Source organism: Candidatus Rokuibacteriota bacterium (assembly GCA_016209385.1).
Lineage (GTDB): Bacteria > Methylomirabilota > Methylomirabilia > Rokubacteriales > CSP1-6 > JACQWB01.
Genome location: JACQWB010000226.1, coordinates 16,358 through 34,194, shown reverse-complemented (window position 1 = coordinate 34,194; position 17,837 = coordinate 16,358). Strand labels below are relative to the sequence as shown.

Annotated in this window: 17 protein-coding genes; all 17 read left to right on the top strand. The window is 70.7% G+C overall.

Features of this window, described 5'->3' with window-relative positions:
* A partial coding sequence (locus HY726_17010; protein ID MBI4610697.1) for a hypothetical protein occupies positions 1-293 on the top strand: 293 nt, incomplete at its 5' end.
* A gap of 54 nt (positions 294-347) precedes the next feature.
* Entirely contained in the window at positions 348-2,603 is a 2,256-nt protein-coding gene (bamA, locus tag HY726_17005; protein MBI4610696.1) for an outer membrane protein assembly factor BamA, read from the top strand.
* Positions 2,604-2,663: 60 nt separating this feature from the next.
* Complete coding sequence (locus tag HY726_17000) at positions 2,664-3,209, top strand: OmpH family outer membrane protein (protein MBI4610695.1); 546 nt, start codon at positions 2,664-2,666, stop codon at positions 3,207-3,209.
* A gap of 5 nt (positions 3,210-3,214) precedes the next feature.
* The gene (lpxD, locus tag HY726_16995; GenBank protein ID MBI4610694.1) at positions 3,215-4,288 is read left to right on the top strand and encodes a UDP-3-O-(3-hydroxymyristoyl)glucosamine N-acyltransferase; all 1,074 of its coding nucleotides are present in this window, start codon (positions 3,215-3,217) and stop codon (positions 4,286-4,288) included.
* Positions 4,281-5,174: an acyl-ACP--UDP-N-acetylglucosamine O-acyltransferase gene (gene lpxA, locus HY726_16990; GenBank protein MBI4610693.1), complete on the top strand. Its 894-nt coding sequence runs from the start codon at positions 4,281-4,283 to the stop codon at positions 5,172-5,174. Before lpxD ends, lpxA begins: the two co-directional genes overlap by 8 nt.
* Positions 5,174-6,202 carry a Gfo/Idh/MocA family oxidoreductase gene (locus HY726_16985; protein MBI4610692.1) on the top strand — a complete coding sequence of 343 codons (1,029 nt, stop codon included), beginning with the start codon at positions 5,174-5,176 and terminating at the stop codon, positions 6,200-6,202. The genes lpxA and HY726_16985 overlap by 1 nt, the downstream gene beginning before the upstream one ends.
* A complete protein-coding gene (gene lpxI / locus HY726_16980) occupies positions 6,181-6,990 on the top strand; it encodes a UDP-2,3-diacylglucosamine diphosphatase LpxI (protein MBI4610691.1) in 810 nt (269 codons plus the stop codon). The genes HY726_16985 and lpxI overlap by 22 nt, the downstream gene beginning before the upstream one ends.
* Positions 6,980-8,134, top strand: a complete 1,155-nt coding sequence (gene lpxB, locus HY726_16975) for a lipid-A-disaccharide synthase (GenBank protein MBI4610690.1) — start codon at positions 6,980-6,982, stop codon at positions 8,132-8,134. Before lpxI ends, lpxB begins: the two co-directional genes overlap by 11 nt.
* On the top strand, positions 8,131-8,793 hold the full coding sequence (locus tag HY726_16970; protein ID MBI4610689.1) for a lysophospholipid acyltransferase family protein: 663 nt from the start codon (positions 8,131-8,133) through the stop codon (positions 8,791-8,793). Before lpxB ends, HY726_16970 begins: the two co-directional genes overlap by 4 nt.
* Entirely contained in the window at positions 8,793-10,064 is a 1,272-nt protein-coding gene (locus HY726_16965) for a 3-deoxy-D-manno-octulosonic acid transferase (GenBank protein MBI4610688.1), read from the top strand. The genes HY726_16970 and HY726_16965 overlap by 1 nt, the downstream gene beginning before the upstream one ends.
* Complete coding sequence (gene lpxK, locus HY726_16960) at positions 10,061-11,134, top strand: tetraacyldisaccharide 4'-kinase (protein ID MBI4610687.1); 1,074 nt, start codon at positions 10,061-10,063, stop codon at positions 11,132-11,134. The genes HY726_16965 and lpxK overlap by 4 nt, the downstream gene beginning before the upstream one ends.
* 34 nt (positions 11,135-11,168) lie before the next feature.
* Complete coding sequence (locus HY726_16955) at positions 11,169-12,191, top strand: glycosyltransferase family 9 protein (GenBank protein ID MBI4610686.1); 1,023 nt, start codon at positions 11,169-11,171, stop codon at positions 12,189-12,191.
* The gene (locus tag HY726_16950) at positions 12,188-13,279 is read left to right on the top strand and encodes a glycosyltransferase family 4 protein (protein ID MBI4610685.1); all 1,092 of its coding nucleotides are present in this window, start codon (positions 12,188-12,190) and stop codon (positions 13,277-13,279) included. Before HY726_16955 ends, HY726_16950 begins: the two co-directional genes overlap by 4 nt.
* Positions 13,267-14,391: a glycosyltransferase family 4 protein gene (locus HY726_16945; GenBank protein ID MBI4610684.1), complete on the top strand. Its 1,125-nt coding sequence runs from the start codon at positions 13,267-13,269 to the stop codon at positions 14,389-14,391. Before HY726_16950 ends, HY726_16945 begins: the two co-directional genes overlap by 13 nt.
* Complete coding sequence (locus HY726_16940) at positions 14,388-15,521, top strand: glycosyltransferase family 4 protein (GenBank protein ID MBI4610683.1); 1,134 nt, start codon at positions 14,388-14,390, stop codon at positions 15,519-15,521. Before HY726_16945 ends, HY726_16940 begins: the two co-directional genes overlap by 4 nt.
* Positions 15,518-16,651 (top strand): glycosyltransferase, encoded by a 1,134-nt coding sequence (locus HY726_16935; protein MBI4610682.1) that lies wholly within the window; start codon positions 15,518-15,520, stop codon positions 16,649-16,651. The genes HY726_16940 and HY726_16935 overlap by 4 nt, the downstream gene beginning before the upstream one ends.
* Positions 16,648-17,766, top strand: a complete 1,119-nt coding sequence (locus HY726_16930) for a glycosyltransferase family 4 protein (protein ID MBI4610681.1) — start codon at positions 16,648-16,650, stop codon at positions 17,764-17,766. Before HY726_16935 ends, HY726_16930 begins: the two co-directional genes overlap by 4 nt.
* The last annotated feature ends 71 nt before the right edge of the window (positions 17,767-17,837 follow it).

The following is a 17,837-nucleotide window of genomic DNA, read 5'->3' as shown; positions in this document are numbered from 1 at the left end:
TCATCCGGCTCATGATCGACCGCATCAACAAGCAGCTCGTCGACAAAGGCATCCGTCTTCTCCTGTCCCTGGCCGCGGAGGAGCTGCTCGTCCGGAAGGGGTACGACCCGATCTACGGGGCGCGTCAGCTCCGCCGCACCATCCAGAAGCACATCGAGGATCCGCTGGCCGAGGCCATCGTGCGCGGGCAGTTCTCGGAGGGGACCCAAATCGAGGTGGACTGCGAGGGGGAGGCCTTCGTCCTGAGGGAGCGGGAGCCAGCCGAGCCGCCCCTCGAACTGGCGGAGCACTGAAAGCGGGTCCGCCCGGCGCCCTGTGGTCCCGCGGAGGGGCGGGCCCGTTGACCAATGATGCGCCTCTGGAGGGTAGTTCTCTCCATTTTTTTTGTCCTCCTCCTGCCCGTCCCTTCTCGGGTGCCGGCCCAGGAAGGGCAGCAACCCCCCGTCATCATCAACGAGCTGGCGGTTCAGGGGAACCGCCGGGTCCAGGAGGCCGTGATCCTGGGCCGGGTGCAGACCAAGGTGGGGATGCCCTTCGTCCCGGCCCGGCTGGGGGAGGACATCCGCAGCATCTTCGCCCTGGGCTTCTTCGACGACGTCCAGCTGAAGGTGGAGGACTTCGAGGGGGGGGTCAAGGTCACCTTCGTGGTCGTCGAGCGCCCGTTCATCCGGGACATCGAGTTCGTCGGGAACCGGCGCATCGACACGGCCACCCTCCAGGAGAAGATCGACCTGAAGCTGGGAGCCGTCTACAATCCGGTGCAGGTTCAGAAGGCGGTCGACAAGCTCAAGGATCACTATGAGGAGGAAGGGTACTTCGAGGTGCAGATCGCTCCCCAGGTGGATCGGGTGCCCGACGGAGACGTGAAGGTGGCCTTCCGGATCAGCGAGGGGCGGCGGATCACGATCGACCGGATCGTCATCGAGGGGACGTCGGGGCTCACGCCCAGGCAGGTGAAGAAAGCGATGGCCACGCAGGAGCGGCAATTCTTCATCCTGCGCGGGGTCGTGCACCGGCAGCGCCTCGAGGAAGACATCGAGCGGATCGTCGCCCTCTACACCGACCACGGTTACATCCAGGCCCGGGTGGAATCCCATGACATCAGCGTGGACCGGGACCGGGCCCGGGTGACGATCACGATCAAGGTGGTCGAGGGGCCGCAGTTCACGCTCGCCGGTGTGGACGTGACCGGGACGAACGTCCTCCCGGTCGAGGAGGTACGCCGGCAGATCAAACTCGTGCCCGGGAAGCCGTTCTCGCGGGCCAAGCTGCGCGAGACCGTCCATGGCATCAGCGAGCTCTACAGCACCATCGGCCGCGCCTCGGTGGACGTGAACCCGGTCGCCACCCAGGACCAGGCGGCCCGGAAGGTGAACGTGACCCTGGAGATCACGGAAGGGCCCGAGGTCTTCGTCGAACGCATCAACATCAGCGGCAACGTACGAAGCCAGGAGAAGATCCTGCGGCGGGAGATCCCGATGGCGGAGGGGGATCTCTTCACCAGCCAGAAGCTCGCGCGGGCGCGCCAGCGGCTGGCGAACCTCGGGTTCTTCGAGACGGTCAAGGCCTCGACCTCGCCGGGGTCGGCCAAGGACAAGATCGTGGTGAACATCGAGGTCACCGAGCGCCCGACGGGCATCTTCAGCATCGGCGGCGGCTTCAGCTCGGCGGAGGGGTTTCTCGGCACGATTGACCTCTCGCAGCGAAACTTCCTCGGCAGGGGCTGGGAGGTGGCGCTCAGGCTCCGGGGTGGCGCGAACACCCAGCTAGGGATTGTCTCCTTCACCGAACCCTGGCTCTTCGATCGGCCCCTGGCGGCGGGGTTCGACCTCTTCAACAACCGGCGCGTGTTCCTGGACTTCACGGTCAACAGCCTCGGCGGCGACGTGCGGCTGAGCCACCCGTTCCTGGAATTCTGGCGGTGGAACCTGCAGTACCGGCTGACCCGCGACGATATCTCCGACGTGGCCGAGGACGCCTCGCCATTCCTCCGGCGTGAGGAGGGGGACACGGTCACCTCGCTGGTCGGGGCGGGCGTCGTCTGGGATACCCGGGACAACGTCTTCACCCCTGCCCGAGGCGGACGGTTCAGCCTCGTGAGCGACGTCGCCGGGCTGGGCGGCGACAACAAGTTCATGAAGACCGTGGGGGAGCTGAGCTATTTCTATCCGGTTTTCTGGGACACCGTTCTCGCCGGCCGCCTGGAGGCTGGCTATGGCTTCGGGCTCGGGGACAACGAACTGCCACTTTTCGAGCGGTTCTTCCTGGGCGGCCCGAATTCGATCCGCGGACGCAAGCTGCGCCAGATCTCACCGGTGGACGAGACGGGCAGTCGCATCGGCGGCACTTCCGAGGTCCTCCTGAACCTCGAGCATCTCGTCCCCGTCGGATTCGGGATCCGACTGGCGACCTTCTTCGATGTCGGGAACGTCTACGGGTTCACCAAAGACTTTGATCTAACCGACACGCGGGAAGCCGCCGGGGTCGGCGTCCGCTGGCAGTCGCCGTTCGGGCCGATCCGGCTGGACTGGGGGTTCAACCTGGATCGCCGGAAGGGCGAGAGCTCCAACCAGTTCCACTTCTCCGTGGGGTCGCCCTTCTAGGGCCGCCAGCCCCCGGGGTCCTCGCTCCCGCGGGCATCCGGTACGGGAAGGGGAGGGAACATGGGGGGGGTAACGATAAGAGTCGTTCAGGCGGGAATGATCGGCCTCGCGCTGCTCCTCGGGGCGTCGGCCGCGGCCCAGTCGCCGAGCCGGATCGGCTACGTGGACGTCCAGCGGATCCTGGCCCGGTCGTCGGCCGGCGTGGCGGCGCGGGAGCAGATCGAGCGCGACAAGGCGTCGATGCAGAAGGACGTGGACGGCAAGCGCACGGAGCTCGAGAAGCTGCGCGACGAACTGGACAAGAAAGGGCTCCTCCTGAGCCCCGAGGCGCGGAAGGAAAAGCAGGAGACGCTGGAGCGCAAGGCGCGCGACCTCCGGCGGCTGATCGACGACTACCAGAAAGAGCTCGAGAAGAAGGAACAGGGGCTTCTCCAGAAGGTGCTCCAGGAGCTGTCCGGCATTATCGAGCGCTACGGCAAGCAGCGCGGCTATCTGATCATCGTCGAGAAGCGCGGCGCCGGGGTCGTCTACGGGGCCAGCGAGGCGGACCTCACCGACGAGATCATCAAGGCGTATGATCAGGAAGCCGGTCGGGCGAAGAAGTAGGGCAGATGGCGACCTCCGGATCGTTGACGCTCGGGGAGATCGCTCAGGCGCTCCGGGTGGAGCTGGAGGGTGATCCTGACCTGAAGATCACCGGGGTCGCCCCGCTCGAGACCGCTCGGCCGGATCAGATCTCCTTCCTCACGCACGCCAAGTACGCGAGCCTGGCGCGAACGACACGTGCCGGCGCGCTGCTCGTCCCCGCCGACGCGAAGCTGCTCGGACCTCTGCTCCGGGCCACCGACCCGAGAGCCGCGCTCATCGGCCTCCTGAGACTCTTTCACCCGGCGCCGACGCCCCCGAGCGGGATTCACCCGTCAGCCCAGATCGCGCCGAGCGCTCGTGTGGACCCCAGCGCGGCGGTGGGGGCGCTGGCCGTCATCGGCGCCGATGCGCGCGTCGGAGCGCGGACGTGGATCTTTCCGCTCGTCTACGTGGGTGACGGGGCCGAGGTCGGGGCTGACTGCCTCGTCTATCCCCACGCGGTGATCCGCGACCGGGTGCGGCTGGGAAACCGGGTCATCGTCCACCCCGGGGCCGTCCTGGGGGCCGACGGGTTCGGGTACGTCTTCGATGGCACCCGGCATCAGAAGATCCCGCAGGTGGGGACGGTGGTGATCGAGGACGAGGTCGAGATCGGGGCGAACGTCACCATCGACCGGGCCACGCTGGGCGAGACGGTGATCCGGCGGGGCGTCAAGATCGACAACCTGGTGCAGATCGGGCACAACGCAGAGATCGGGGAGGATACCATCCTGGTGGCTCAGGTCGGGCTCTCCGGTTCGGTCAAAGTCGGCAGGCGGAGCGTCCTCGCGGGGCAGGTCGGCGTGGCCGATCACGTGACCATCGGCGACGCGGTGAGTGTCGGCGCCCAAGCCGGGGTCGCCTCGGACCTCCGCGAGGCCGGCCCCTACTGGGGCACGCCGGCGCGGCCGGCGCCCGAGGCCAGGCGGATCGCGGCGGCGTGGCCGCGACTCCCCGCGCTGCTCCGGAAGGTGCGGGGCCTGGAGCGGCGGATCCGGGAGCTGGAGGCGCGGCTGGGGATCGTGTCGCACGATCCCGGGGCCGACCGGGATGAGTAGCGCAATCCACCCGACCGCCGTGGTGGACCCGCGGGCGCGGTTGGCCGACGGGGTCTCCATCGGCGCCTACTCCGTCGTGGGCCCGGAGGTCGAGCTCGGCCCCGGCGTCGACATCGGGCATCACGTGGTGCTCGAGGGAGCGGTCGTCGTCGGGGCGCGGAGCCGCATCGGCCACGGAACCATCGTCGGAGCGCCGCCCCAGGACCTCAAGTACAAGCCTGGCACGCCGTCGGGCGTGCGGATCGGCGAAGACGCGGTGATCCGGGAGTACGTCACGATCCACCGCGCCACGACGCCTGGCGGCTGGACCGAGGTGGGGCGCGCCACCCTCGTCATGTCGATGAGCCACATCGCCCACGACTGCAAGATCGGCAACGAGGTCATCATCATCAACTACGCCGGCCTCACCGGCCATGTCCGGGTGGAAGACCGCGCCACGGTGGGCGGGCTCTCGGGGATCCGGCCGTTCGCCCGGGTGGGAACCTACGCGTACATCGGCGGGTGCTCGAAGGTCGTGCAGGACGTGCCGCCCTTCGTGATCGTCGACGGGGCGCCGGCCACCGCGCGGGCCGTCAACGCCATCGGGCTCCGGCGCGGGGGCGTCGGCCCCGACGATCGGCGCCAGATCCAGGCCGCGTTCCGGATCCTCTACCGGTCCGGGCTCTCGCCCGCTGCCGCCGTTCGCCGGATCAGCGGCGAGCTTCCCATGACGCCCGCAATCGCGCGCCTCGTGGAGTTCGTCGAGACGTCCAAGCTCGGGGTCTGTGGTCCCTACCGGGGTGGCCTTGACACCGGCGGCGGGCTGGGCGACCGTGAAACGGACCTGGACGGGACGACCGAGGGGATCGGGGGACTGCCGGTCGCCGACGAGGAGCGAATCTTCTGATGGCGGACGCGGGGCGCCGGGTGCGGGCTGCGGTCGTGGGTGCGGGGCACATGGGGCAGTACCATATCCTCGTGTACGCCGAGCTCTGGAACGTGGACCTGGTCGGGATCGTGGACGTGGACCGGGAGAAGGCGCGGCGGCTGGCCGTCCAGTACGACACCCGGGCCTTCGGGGACTACCGCGAGCTGATCGGCAGGGTTGACGTCGTCAGCGTCGCGGTGCCCACCGATCAGCACTTTGTGGTGGCGCGGGACCTCCTCGAGGCGGGGATCCACGTCCTGGTGGAGAAGCCCATGACCCCGACCCTGGAGGAGGCCAAGGAGCTCTTCCGCGTCGCGCGGCAGAACGGGGCCGTCCTCCACGTCGGCCACGTCGAGCGCTTCAACGGGGCCGTGCAGGAGCTCCGCAGGATCGTGGAGCGGCCGATCCTGATCGAGTCGAGGCGCCTCGGTCCCTTCGTTCCCCGCGTCCAGAACGACACGGTGGTGATGGACCTGATGATCCACGACATCGACATCGTCCTGGGGCTGGTGGACGGCGAGCCGCAGCACGCGTACGCGATGGGCCGGTCGGTCCACTCGGCGGGGCCGGACGTGGCCAGCGTCCAGCTCTTCTTCGACACGGGCACGATCGCCACCATCATCGCGAGCCGGGCGACGGAGCAGAAGATCCGGACCCTCGCGATCACCCAGCCCGACGCCTACATCCTCCTCGACTACGCGGATCAGGAAATCCAGATCCACCGTCGCGCTGCCCAAGAGTACACCCTGAACCGTGAGTCCATCCGCTACCGCCAGGCCTCCTTCGTCGAGCATCTCTTCGTCCACAAGGAGAACCCCCTCAAGCTCGAGATCCTCCACCTGCTCTCCGCGGTGCGGCGGACGCGGGCGGGGGATCCGATCGAGCTTCCCGAGGGCGAGAACCTCCGTTCGCTGGCCGTCGCCCTGGAGATCGAGCGGATGATCCATGAAGGCCGACGCGAGACCGTGTGGCCGAAGGATCTTCCGTGGAGCACACGCTCGGCCTGATGGCGGGCGCCGGGGTGCTCCCCGGCCGGGTGGCTGCCGAAGCGGCGCGGCGGGGCTGGCGCGTCGTGGTGTTCGCCTTTGACGCGGCTCCCGACTGCGGGGCTTTCGCGGACCGGGTGATCGTGTGTCAGCTCAGCGAGATCGGGCCGGTGCTGGAAGGCCTTCGAGCCGAGCGCGTCAGCGCAGTGGTCTTTTCCGGACGGCTTCCCAAAGGGATTCTGTTCGGGGCGCGCCCGGTTGACGCGGCAACGCACCAGCTGGCGGCCGCGGCCGGCGGGCTCTCGGACGCGGGGCTCGGGGAAGCCGTGGTGGGTGTGCTCTCGGGGCTCGGTATCGAGGTCCTCGACCAGCGCACGTTCCTCAGTCCCCTCCTGGCGCCCGCTGGCACCTTGACCGCGCGCTCGCCGTCGGCGGCGGAGTGGAACGAGATCCGGTTCGGTCTCGCCCTGGCGCGACGGTGCGCCGAGCACGGCGTGGGTCAGACGGTTGTCGTGGCGCGGGGTGTGGCCGTCGCGGTCGAGGCGCTCGAGGGGACCAGCGAGACGATCCGGCGGGGGTGTGAACTGGCGGGCCCGGGTACCGTGGTGGTCAAGGCCGTCGGGCCGCGGCACGACTACCGGTTTGATGTGCCCACCGTCGGGCTGGAAACGCTGGAGGTCATGGCTGGTGGCGGGGCGCGGGCGCTGGCCGTCGAGGCGGGAAAGGTCGCGATCCTGGACCGGGAGTCGGTCGTCGCGCGAGCCGAGAGCGCGGGTATCAGCATCGTGAGCATCGAGGGTGACGGTTAGCGGCTCACCGTGCCTGATGCTGGTCGCCGGGGAGGCCTCGGGCGACCTCCACGGGGCGACGCTTTCGAAGGCCCTGCGACGCCAGGCCCCCGGCTGGGGGCTGGTCGGGATGGGGGGGCCGCGCATGGCGGCGGCGGGGGTGGAGCTCGTCGCCGATCCGACGGCCCACGCGGTGGTAGGGACCCGTGAGGCGATCTCCCGCCTCCCCTGTCTCCTTCGCGCGTTCAGGCTTCTGTCGAAGACGCTGCGGATGAAGCAGCCACGCGCCCTGATCCTGATCGACTTTCCCGAGTTCAACCTCATGCTCGCCCGGGTGGCGAGGCGACTCAGGATCCCGGTCGTCTATTTCATCCCGCCTCAGGTCTGGGCGTGGCGGCCCTGGCGCGCGCGGCTCCTCGCGAGGCTCGCGGCTCAGATCCTCACGGTCTTCCCCTTCGAGCGGGCGATCTACGAGGCGGCAGGTGGCCGGGTCGAGTTCGTCGGTCACCCGTTGCTCGACGTCCTCCCCAACGGCTTGACCCGTGCCGGGGCACGTCATGCCCTCGGCGTCCTTCCGGAGACGATCCTGGTCGGGCTCCTGCCGGGAAGCCGTCGCGAGGAGGTCGAGCGGCTCTTGCCGGCGATGGCGACCGCGGCGCGGCGGATCCGCGAGAGCATCCCGCGGGCGGAGTTCCTCGCGGCACCGGCAGCGACGGTGGACCCGGCGCTGGTCGAGGGCGCTCTGCGAGGAGCCGCGGTCCACCTGCGACAGGTGCCCGGGCGGACCTACGAGGTCATGGCCGCCGCCGATCTCCTACTCGTCGCCTCGGGGACCGCGACGCTGGAGGCGGCGCTGATCGGGACACCTATGGTCGTGTGCTACCGGGTCTCCCGCTTCTCCGAGTGGACGGCTCGCGCCCTGATGCGGGTCCGGTGGGTGAGCCTGGCGAACATCGTCGCCGGACGCGGCGTCGTGCCCGAGCTCCTCCAGCACGACGCGACAGGGCCGCGGCTGGCCGAGGAGGCCCTCAGGCTCCTCGAGAGCCCCGATCTGCTCAGCGCCCAGCGCCTGGCCTTTGGCGAGCTCAAGGGCACCCTCGGCTCGCCCGGCGTCGGGGAGCGAGCAGCGCAGCAGATCCTCAGGGTGGCAGGGTACGCCCCGTGACCTTCGCGGATCGGCTGCTCCTGGCCCTCGCGCCGCGGACCGCGCACTGGGCGGTCCGCGCGCTGGCCGCGACCCTCACCATCACGGAGGTCGGGGCCGAGCACGTCGCCCCGTTCTGGGAGCGCCGCGCCCCGCTGATCTACGCGATCTGGCACGGCCGCATCCTGATGATCCCCTGCCTCTATGGGCGCCCGAACCGCGTCCGTGTCATGGCGAGCCGCTCCCGCGACGGCGAGCTCGAGGCGCGTTTTCTCACGCGGTTCGGTTTCGAGATGGTGCGCGGCTCTTCCACCCGGGGGGGCGCCGCCGCGCTCCGGTCCCTGGTCGAGTGCCTCAAACGCGGGCTGGAGGCGGCAGTGGCTCCCGACGGCCCGCTCGGGCCACCCTACGTGGTGCAGCCCGGCGTCATCGCGCTGGCGCGTCTCAGCGGGGTCCCGATCGTGCCGCTGACGTTCAGCGCGGCGCCGGCCTGGCGGCTGCGAAGCTGGGACGAGTTCCTGATCCCGAAGCCGTTCGCGCACGGAGTGGTGAGCTTCGGTCCCCCGCTCCACGTGCCGCGCGATCGCGACCGCGCCGAGCACGAGGCGCTCCGGAAGCAGCTCGAGTCCACGCTGCGGGAGCTCACCTGGCAGGCCGACGCGCGTGCCCAGGCCCGTTGATGTACCTGGTTTACACGCTCGGGTTCGCCCTCTTCCTGCTCGCCTACCTTCCGGTATTCCTGGTCCGGCGGTTCGGGCGCAAGGGATTCGGCCGGCTGTTCCGCGAGCGCTTCGGCCGGGTCGACAGCTTGCCGCCCGGACCCCGCTGCTGGATCCACGCGGTCTCGGTGGGGGAAGCGACCGCAGCGATTCCCCTCGTGGAGGGGATCCACGAGCTGTGGCCAGAGATAAACATCGTCGTGTCCACGGCCACGCCCACCGGTGCCAAGATCGTGCGCGAGCGCCTCGGCCACTGTGCGACCCACTGCTACTTCCCGCTCGACCTGCCCGGGCCCGCCCGGCGCGCGCTCCGCGCGATCAGCCCGACCTTCTTCGTGGCGCTCGAGACCGAGCTGTGGCCGAACTTCTTCCGCGAGCTGCGCCGGTGGGAGATCCCGGCGATGATCGCCAACGGTCGGATCTCGGACCGGTCCTTCCGCCGCTACCGGCTCGTGCGCGCCTTCTTGGGACGGGTGCTGGGTCAGATCAGCCTGTTCGCGATGCAGTCCGCCGAGGACGCCCGACGGATCATCGCGCTGGGTGCCGCGCCCGAGCGCGTGGTGGTCACGGGCAACCTGAAGGCCGCCCTCCCGCCCCACCATGCGGGCGGCGAAACGCTCTGGCGGCGGCTGCTCGGGCTGACCGGCGAGGAGCCGGTCTGGATCGCGGGCAGTACCCACAAGGGCGAAGAAGAGGTCGTGCTGGACGCGTTCCTCAGGCTTCGAACGCGGCACCCGTCCCTCGTCCTGGTGGTGGCGCCGCGTCACCCCGAGCGGGCCCCCGAGGTGGAACGCCTGATCCGGATCCGCGGGCTGGAACCGGTGCGGCGGACGGCCCTCCCCGGAGGCGCCGGCCCCCGGCCCGTCATCGTCCTCGACACGGTCGGCGAGCTGGCCCAGCTCTACGAGGTGGCCGCGGTGGTTTTCGTCGGCGGGAGTCTCGTCCAGTGGGGCGGTCACAACATGCTCGAGCCGGCGCTCCGACGGAAGCCGGTCCTGTTCGGTCCCCACACCGAGAACTTTCGGGAAAGCGCCGAGCTCCTGCTCATCGCGGGCGGTGGCTTCCTCGTGAGGGACGGCCACGACCTCGAGACGGCCATCGAGCGCCTGCTCTCCGACCCCGGCCTCGGACGGGCGATCGGGGAGGCGGGCTTCAAGGCGGTGGCGAGCCAGCAGGGCGCGGTGAGGGAGACGTTGCATCTCGTGCAGCGGCTCGTGGGTGTGGCGCCGTGAGGTGGGCCGAGGTCTGGGAAGGGCAGGCGGGGCCGCTCTTGGCCCTCTCCCTCTCGACCTTGAGCGTAGGCTATCGGGGCTTGCTGGCGCTCAGACAGGCGCTCTACGAGGGGGGAGTCCTCAACAGCCGTCGGCTCCCGTGTCCGGTCATCTCCGTCGGCAACCTGACGCTCGGCGGAACCGGGAAGACCCCGGCGGTCGAGCTCGCCGTACGGACACTGGCGAGCGCCGGCATCGTCTCGGGGATCGTGAGCCGGGGCTACGGCCGCCGGACCACCGGGACGCTGGTGGTCGCCGACCCGGACCGGATCAGGGGGGGACCCGCCGCGGCCGGGGACGAGCCGTTCCTCCTCGCCCGGCAGCTGAGGGGAACGCCCGTCGTGGTCGGGGAGAACCGGTACGAAGCGGGTCGTGTGTGCCTCGACCGCTTCGGGGTCGGCGCGCTGGTCCTCGACGACGCGTTCCAGCACCGGACGCTCCAGAAGGACCTCGAGATCGTCACGGTCGCAGGCAGCGCGCCCTGGGGGAACGGTCGCCTCTTTCCGAGCGGTCCCCTGAGGGAGCCGGTCAGCGCCCTGGTCCGGGCCCATCTCGTCCTGGTCGCCGGCGCCGCCGACGCGGGCGGCGTCCAGGCGGTCAGGGCGGCGCTCACGGCCCACGAGGCCCGGGGCGAAGTTGTGATGGCGCGCTACGAGCCGGTAGAATGTTGGGATGTCGGGGGCGGAACTGCCCCGGGTCTGGCGGAGCTCCGGGGTCTCAGGGTCTACGCCTTCGCCGGCATCGCGCGGCCGCGGAACTTCGCGCGGACCCTGGAGGCGCTCGGGGTGGACCTGGCCGGCTTTGCCGAGTTCCCCGACCACTACTGGTATGGTGCGAGCGAGGTGGCGGCGCTCGCTGCGGAAGGCCGGGCCCGCGGGAGCGTGGCTCTGATCACCACCGAGAAGGACGCGGTCAGGTGCCTGGGCCTGGCGCCCGCCTCGCTGCCCCTCTGGGCCCTGGCGGTGCGGCTGGTCCTGACCGACGGGCGCCCGGCGTGGGAACGCGCCCTTCTGGGTCTCTTCTCGGCTTGAGCCCCGACGGCTCGCGGCCGGGCCTGGGCACGATATGAACACGATCGATCCCGGAGAAGTCCGCACGCTGGTGGTCCGCGCCCCGAACTGGCTCGGCGACAGCGTGATGGCGCTGCCGGCGCTCAAGGCGCTCCGGGCGGGCGTGCCGCAGGGGCAGATCACCCTCGTCGGGCCCTGGGCGGGGCTCTTCGCCGATCAGGGCGTGGCCGACCGTGTGGTCGCGTATCCGAGAAGCTTCGCCCGCCGGCTCAGCCTCACGCGTGCGCTCCGCTCGGTGCGAGCCGACACGGCGTTGATCCTCCCCAACTCGCTGGAATCAGCTCTGGCGGCCTGGAGCTGGGGTGCGGCGCGCCGGGTCGGCTTCGCGACCGACGGACGCGCCCGGCTCCTCACCCATTCGCTTCCGCACCCCGCGCCGCGGCGGCATCAGGTGGACGAATACATCGAGCTGCTGAAGGCGTTCGAGCTGGACGCTTCCGAGAACACCCCGCGGTGGATCCTGGGCGCGGGACCGGAGGACGCGGAGGTCTCGCGCCTGTTCCGCGACCTCGGCGCGGGCCCGAGCGACCGGCTCGTCGGGCTTCACCTGGGCGCGGCCTTCGGAACCTCCAAGCTCTGGCCGGTCGAGCGCTGGGCGTCGCTCGGCTCCGAGCTGGGGCGCCGGGGGTTCGTGCCCGTGCTTTTGGGATCCGGCGCCGATCTCGGAGTCGCGGCGGACGTGCTGAGGCATGCCCCGATGCCGGTAGCCTCGCTGGTCGCGCGCGACCGGCCGGCGCTGCTGCCGTGCCTCTTGTCCCGCCTGGAAGTCCTCGTCGCCGGCGACACCGGTGTGGCTCAGCTCGCGGCCGCGGTGGGAGCCGGGGTCGTCGTGCTGTTCGGCCCGACGGATCCTCGTCTCACGGCGCCTCGCGGCGCGCGGGTCATCGTGCTCGCGAAGGACGTGAAATGCGCCCCGTGCTTCCTCCCGGTCTGTCCCATCGACCATCCGTGTATGCGCGGGATCGGCGTTGGCGAGGTGGCGGCGGCCGTGGTGGTGCTGTCGGGGACGCGCGCGTGAGTAACGTTCTCCACACCGAGTCGTCCGTGGGGTGGGGAGGGCAGGAGGTCCGCATCCTGACCGAGGCGCGCTGGCTCGGTGATCGGGGCTGGCGCGTCCTCATCGCCGGGCAGCCTCAGAGCCCCATCCTTGCCGAGGCCGGTCGTAGCGGGATCCCGGTGGTCGCCGTGCCGATGCGCGGCCCGTGGGACGTGGCTGCCGTGGCCCGGCTCGCGGCTGTGATCAGGCGCGAGCGACTGTCCCTGGTCCACACCCACAGCTCGGTGGACGCGTGGCTCGGGGGAATGGCGGCCAGGGTGAGCGGGGTCCCCGTGGTGAGGAGCCGGCACGTTTCGATCTCGATTCGCGGCAGGTGGAATCCCGTGTACTCGCTCCTCGCCGACCGCGTCGTCACGAGCGGGGAAACGATCCGCCGGCTCCTGGTCACCGCTGGCGTCAGCGCGGCCAAGGTCATCGCGGTGCCAGCGGGCGTGGACCTCAACGACTTCACCCCTGGCCCGGGCGGGGAGCGCGTCCGCGTCGAACTCGGGCTGACGTCTCCGGTCATCGGCTCGGTGGCCATGTTCAGGGGCTCCAAAGGCCACCAGTACCTCCTGGAGGCCTTCGAGATAGTTCTCAGGGAGTTCCCGACAGCACGGCTTCTCCTGGTCGGCGACGGGATCAGACGAGCGTGGGTGGAGAGCCTCGTGGGCGAACGGAAGCTCTCCCGGGCGGTCATGTTCACCGGGTTTCGTCCCGACGTCCCCGACCTCCTCCGCGCGCTGGATTGCTTCGTCCTCGCCTCCGTCAGGACCGAGGGAGTCCCCCAGTCGCTGCTCCAGGCGCTTGCGACCGAGATCCCCGTCGTCGCCTCGTCGGTGGGCGGCGTGCCGGAGGTCCTGGAGCACGAGGTGACGGGGCTCCTGGTCCCCTCTGGCGATCCGCAGCGGCTCGCCGCTGCCCTCCTGGCGACGCTCAGAGAGCCCGAGCTCGCCCGCCGCCGCGCCAAGGCGGGGCGGGAGCTGGTCGAGGCCCGCTTCTCACGCGCTCGAACCGTCGACCGGATGGTCGCGCTCTACGACGAGCTTCTGGCCGCGTGGCACCGCTGACGATCCTCCACCTTGTCGCCAACCGCTGGTGGACCGGGAGCGCTGACCCAACCCTCCGGCTCCTTCAGGAATTGAAGGCGCGCGGCCACCGGGTCCTCCTCGGCGCCGTGCACGGTGACCGCTTCGAGGCCAAGGCCCGTGAAGCCGGGATCGCGCTGCTCGGCGATCTCTCCCTCGATCCGCGGTTTCAGCCGATCCCGCTCGTCAGGGATCTCCGGCGGCTCCGCCGGCTCGTCGCCCGGGAGGGTGTCCAGATCGTCCACTGTCACCACTCCCACGACCACTGGCTCGGCGCCCTCACCCGGGGCCGGGCTGCCCTCCTCCGCACCTTCCACGTCCTCAGGGCCGTAAGGTCCGGTTGGCCCTTTTCGCTGCTCCGTCGGTGGACCGACGGGGTCTTCGCCGTCAGCCGGCAGATTCAAGCCCGGAGCACGGAGGTCGGGTTCGAGCCGAGCCAAGTCTGGTTCCTGCCCGGCGCCGTCGACCTCGGGCGCTTCTCCCCGATCGTGAGCGGCAAAGCGATCCGTGACGAGCTTGGTCTCGGCGATGCGCCGGTGATAGGCTCCGTCGCCCGGCTCGCCCCAAACCGCGGTCACGAGCTCCTGATCGAGGGGTTCCGCCTGCTCCTCCGCCAGGTCCCCGAGGCACGTCTCCTCGTCGTCGGCAAGGGGGAGGCGAGGCCTCGACTGCAGCGCCTGGTCGGCGAGCTCGGCCTGGGCGACCGGATCCTCTTCATCGGCTATCGCGATAGCGACCTACCCCAGGTGCTCGCGGCGCTGGACTGCTTCGTCCTCATGGGAGGCGGCTCGGACGAGTCCTGCCGCGCGGCGCTCGAGGCCATGGCCGCGGGAAAGCCGGTCGTCGCCCGCCGCGTGAGCGCGCTCCCCGAGACCATCGCGGACGGCGAGACCGGCCTGCTGATTCCCGACGACCGGCCCGAGAGCGTGACCCGGGCGCTCGCCGAAATCCTCCGCGACCCGGAGCGCGCGCGCAGGATGGGGACGGCGGGCCGGCTCCGGGCGGAGCGCGACTTCCACCCCGAGCAGGCTGTGAGGGTCGTCGAAGGCGCCTACCACGCGGTCCTCGCCCGTCGCGCCTCCGGAAACTCGTGAGATCCCTCCGGGTCCTCCACGTGGTGAGCTGTCGCGGGTGGAGCTCCGACGCGTACTGGGCGGCGCGGGCGGTCCACGAGCTCGAACGGGCGGGGCACCAGGCGATTTTCTGCGGTCGGGCCGGCACGGAGGAGCGCGTTCTCAGGCGGGCGCGAGGGCTCGGGGTCAAGCGCATCGAGACCCTTGCGCTCACGCGCGGCCTCAGGCCTGCCGCCGACACGCGGGACGTGACCCGCCTCGTCCGCTGGCTCCCCGAGGTGGATGTGGTCCACGTTCACCGCGGAAAGGAGCACTGGCTGGCGGCTCTGGCCAACCGCGTGTCGCGCTCGCCGCGGCCACTCGTGCGAACCCGGCATATCGTCCGCGTCGTGCGACCCCACGCCGCCAACCGCTGGCTCTACGGCGCGGCAACCGACCTGGTCATCACGGTGACCCACGCGATCGCCCGCCAGTACGTGGCTTCGGGTCTGCTCACACCGGAACGTGCGGTGACGCTTCCGGGCGGCGTTGACGACAGGCGGTTCCGTCCCGGCGCGGACGACCGGCCCGTCCGTGCAGCCCTCGGGCTCCGCCCCGACGAGCCGCTGCTCGGCATTGCCGGCGGGCTCCGCGTCATGAAGGGGCACCAGGTAGTGGTCGAGGCGCTGGCTCGCCTGGGAGCCACGGGAGTTCGCCCGCACGTCCTAGTCGTTGGAGAGGGATCGCAGAAGACCCTCATTCGAGAGGGGATCCGGCGGGCCGGTCTCGACGCCCAGTTCAGCTTCGTCGGGTTCGCCCCGGACCTCCCTCAGGTCGTGGGCGCCATCGACGTCGCCCTCTACGTGCCGCTCGAGTCCGACGGAATGGGGAGGGTGGTCTTCGAGTATCTGGCAACGGCCCGCGCGCTGATCGCGAGCCGGGTAGGGATCGTCCCGGAAGTCCTGACGGACGGGCGCGACGCGTTGCTCGTCCCTGCCGGGGATCCAGGCGCGCTGGCCGCGGCGATCGGCCGGTTGCTCGGGGACGAGCGGCTGCGTCAAGCCCTCGGCGTGGCAGGCCGCCGGTTGGTCGAGGAGCGCTACTCGGGGGCGCGCGTGGCGCAGAGTCTGGTCGCCCACTACGCGCGGCTCGTCCGGCTCCCAGGCCCGTGAAGGTCTCGATCCTCTGCTTCGACCTCTCGAGCAACGCGGCGGGGCGAGCCGACCTCCTGGCGCGGCTCCTGGCCCCGCGCTACGAGGTCGAGGTCGTGGGGCCGTGCTTCGGCGGTGGCCTCTGGCCTCCCGTCCAGGACGGCCCGATCCGCTATCGGAGTGTGGCCGGCTCACGGTACCCGCGCTTCGTGACCCGGCTTCCCGAGCTCCTCGCGCTTGCCGACGGAGACCTGGTCTACGCGTCCAAGCCTCGGCCGACCAGCTTCGGGGTGGGGCTCGTGAAACGCGCGCTGGCGCGGCGTCCGTTGATCCTGGACATCGACGACTGGGAGGTCGGCTTCTACTATCGCGCCGGTCTGTGGGGACGGGTCGGGCGCTTCCTCAACCTCGCCAACCCCAACGGCCTTCCGTGGACGTGGCTGATGGAGCGCTTGGTGGGACGGGTCAGCGTGCGGACGGTGGCGTCCCGATTTCTCGAGGCCCGCTTCGGAGGGTCCCTGATCCCTCACGTCAGAGACACCGAGGCCTGGCGCCCGGGGAAGCATGACCCTTCGCCGGCGCGCCGCCGCCTCGAGGTGCGAGGCGAGAAAGTCGTCATGTTCCTGGGCACGCCCCGCGACCACAAGGGGCTCGACGACCTCGCCGAGGCGCTCGGGCGGCTTGGCCGCCCCGACGTGATCCTGGCGCTCGTGGGGACCGATCCCGACAGTCCTCCCGCACGCCGCCTCGCGTCGCGTACGCCGGCGCTCAGGTGTGTGCGGGCGATCCCGTTCGTCGAAGTTCCGCACTACCTGGAGGCGGCCGACGTGGTGGCCGTTCCCCAGCGTCGCAGCTCCGACAGCCTGGCCCAGGTCCCCGCCAAGCTCTTCGATGCCATAGCGCTGGGCCGGCCGATCGTCTCCACGCGGGTCTCGATGATCCCCGAGATCCTGGACGGCTGCGGTCTGCTCGTGGAACCGGGCGATCCGGACGCGCTGGCCCAGGCCCTCGCCTTTCTGCTCGACCATCCCGAAGAAGCGTCGGCGCTGGGTCGCCGCGCCCGGGCCCGCGCCGAGGAACGGTACAGCTTCGCGGTTGCCCGCCGCGTCCTCCTGCCGCTGATCGAGCGCACGCTGGCCCGGGAAGCATGAGGGTCGCCATCGTCTGCCGTCCGTTTTCGTTCTACGGAGGCCTGGAGACTGCGACCGCCGGGCTGGTCCGGGAGTTCGTCCACCAGGGCTACGACCTGCACCTGTTCAGTCCTCCAGGCCAGCTCGAGATCCCGGGGGTCACGCACCACCGGTTGCCGGTGATCCCGGCTCCGTCGGCCGCGCGTCACCTCTCCCTCGCCCTCGCCGCCAGCGCCGCGGTGAGACGGGTGCGTGTGGACGTGGTTCAGAGTCACGAGCGGAGCCTCTTTCAGCACGTTTACCGGGCGGGCGAGGGTTGTCATCGGGCCTACCTCGCGGTCAAGGCGCGGCGCCGCCGAGGCGCCGGGCGGCTCGCCCTCAAGGCCAACCCCGCGCACCTCGTGCTCCTGGCCCTCGAGCGCAGGATCTTCGCGAGCAACGCCACCCGCTGGATCGTCGCCATCTCGCGCCGGGGCGCGCAGGAGATCCGGCAGTTCTACGGCGTCCCCGACTCGCGGCTCACGGTGATCTACAATGGCGTGGACCAGAACCGCTTCCACCCCGCCGGCCGCGCGCGCTTCGGCCCGGAGCTCCGCGACAGGCTCGGGATTCCCCGCGGCGCCTGGCTCGTCCTCATGGTCGGCTCGGGATTCGAGCGCAAGGGCCTGGGGCCGTTGATCGAGGGGTTCGCCCGGCTCCGCGATCGCGACGCCCGGTTGCTCGTGGTGGGTAAGGGGAGCAGCCGACCGTATCGGGCCCTTGGCGAACGACTGGGCGTGGCGAGCCGCGTGATCTGGGCCGGTCCGCGCCCCGATATCGAGCGCTTCTATGCGGCGGCCGACCTGGTGGCGCTCCCCTCGCTCTACGAGCCGTTCGGGAACGTCCACCTTGAGGCCCTCGCGTCCGGGCTCCCCGTCCTGGCCAGCGCCCGAAGCGGTGGCGCCGAAATAATCCGGCACGGCGAGATCGGCTGGATATTGGGGGATCCCGAAGATCCGAGCGCCATCGCGGACGGACTCGAAGCGCTCAGGGACGCCGACCCGGTCGCGATCACCGCCCGCGCGCGCGAAGCCGTCAAGCCGTTCACGTTCACCGCCCAGGTCCAGGCCTTCGCCGAGCTGTACCGGACCCTCTGACACGCGTCGGTCTCCCGAGCGCTCCGGCCGCGCGGGTTCCAGGCCTGAAGCCGGGGAATTTCCGTTGAAAA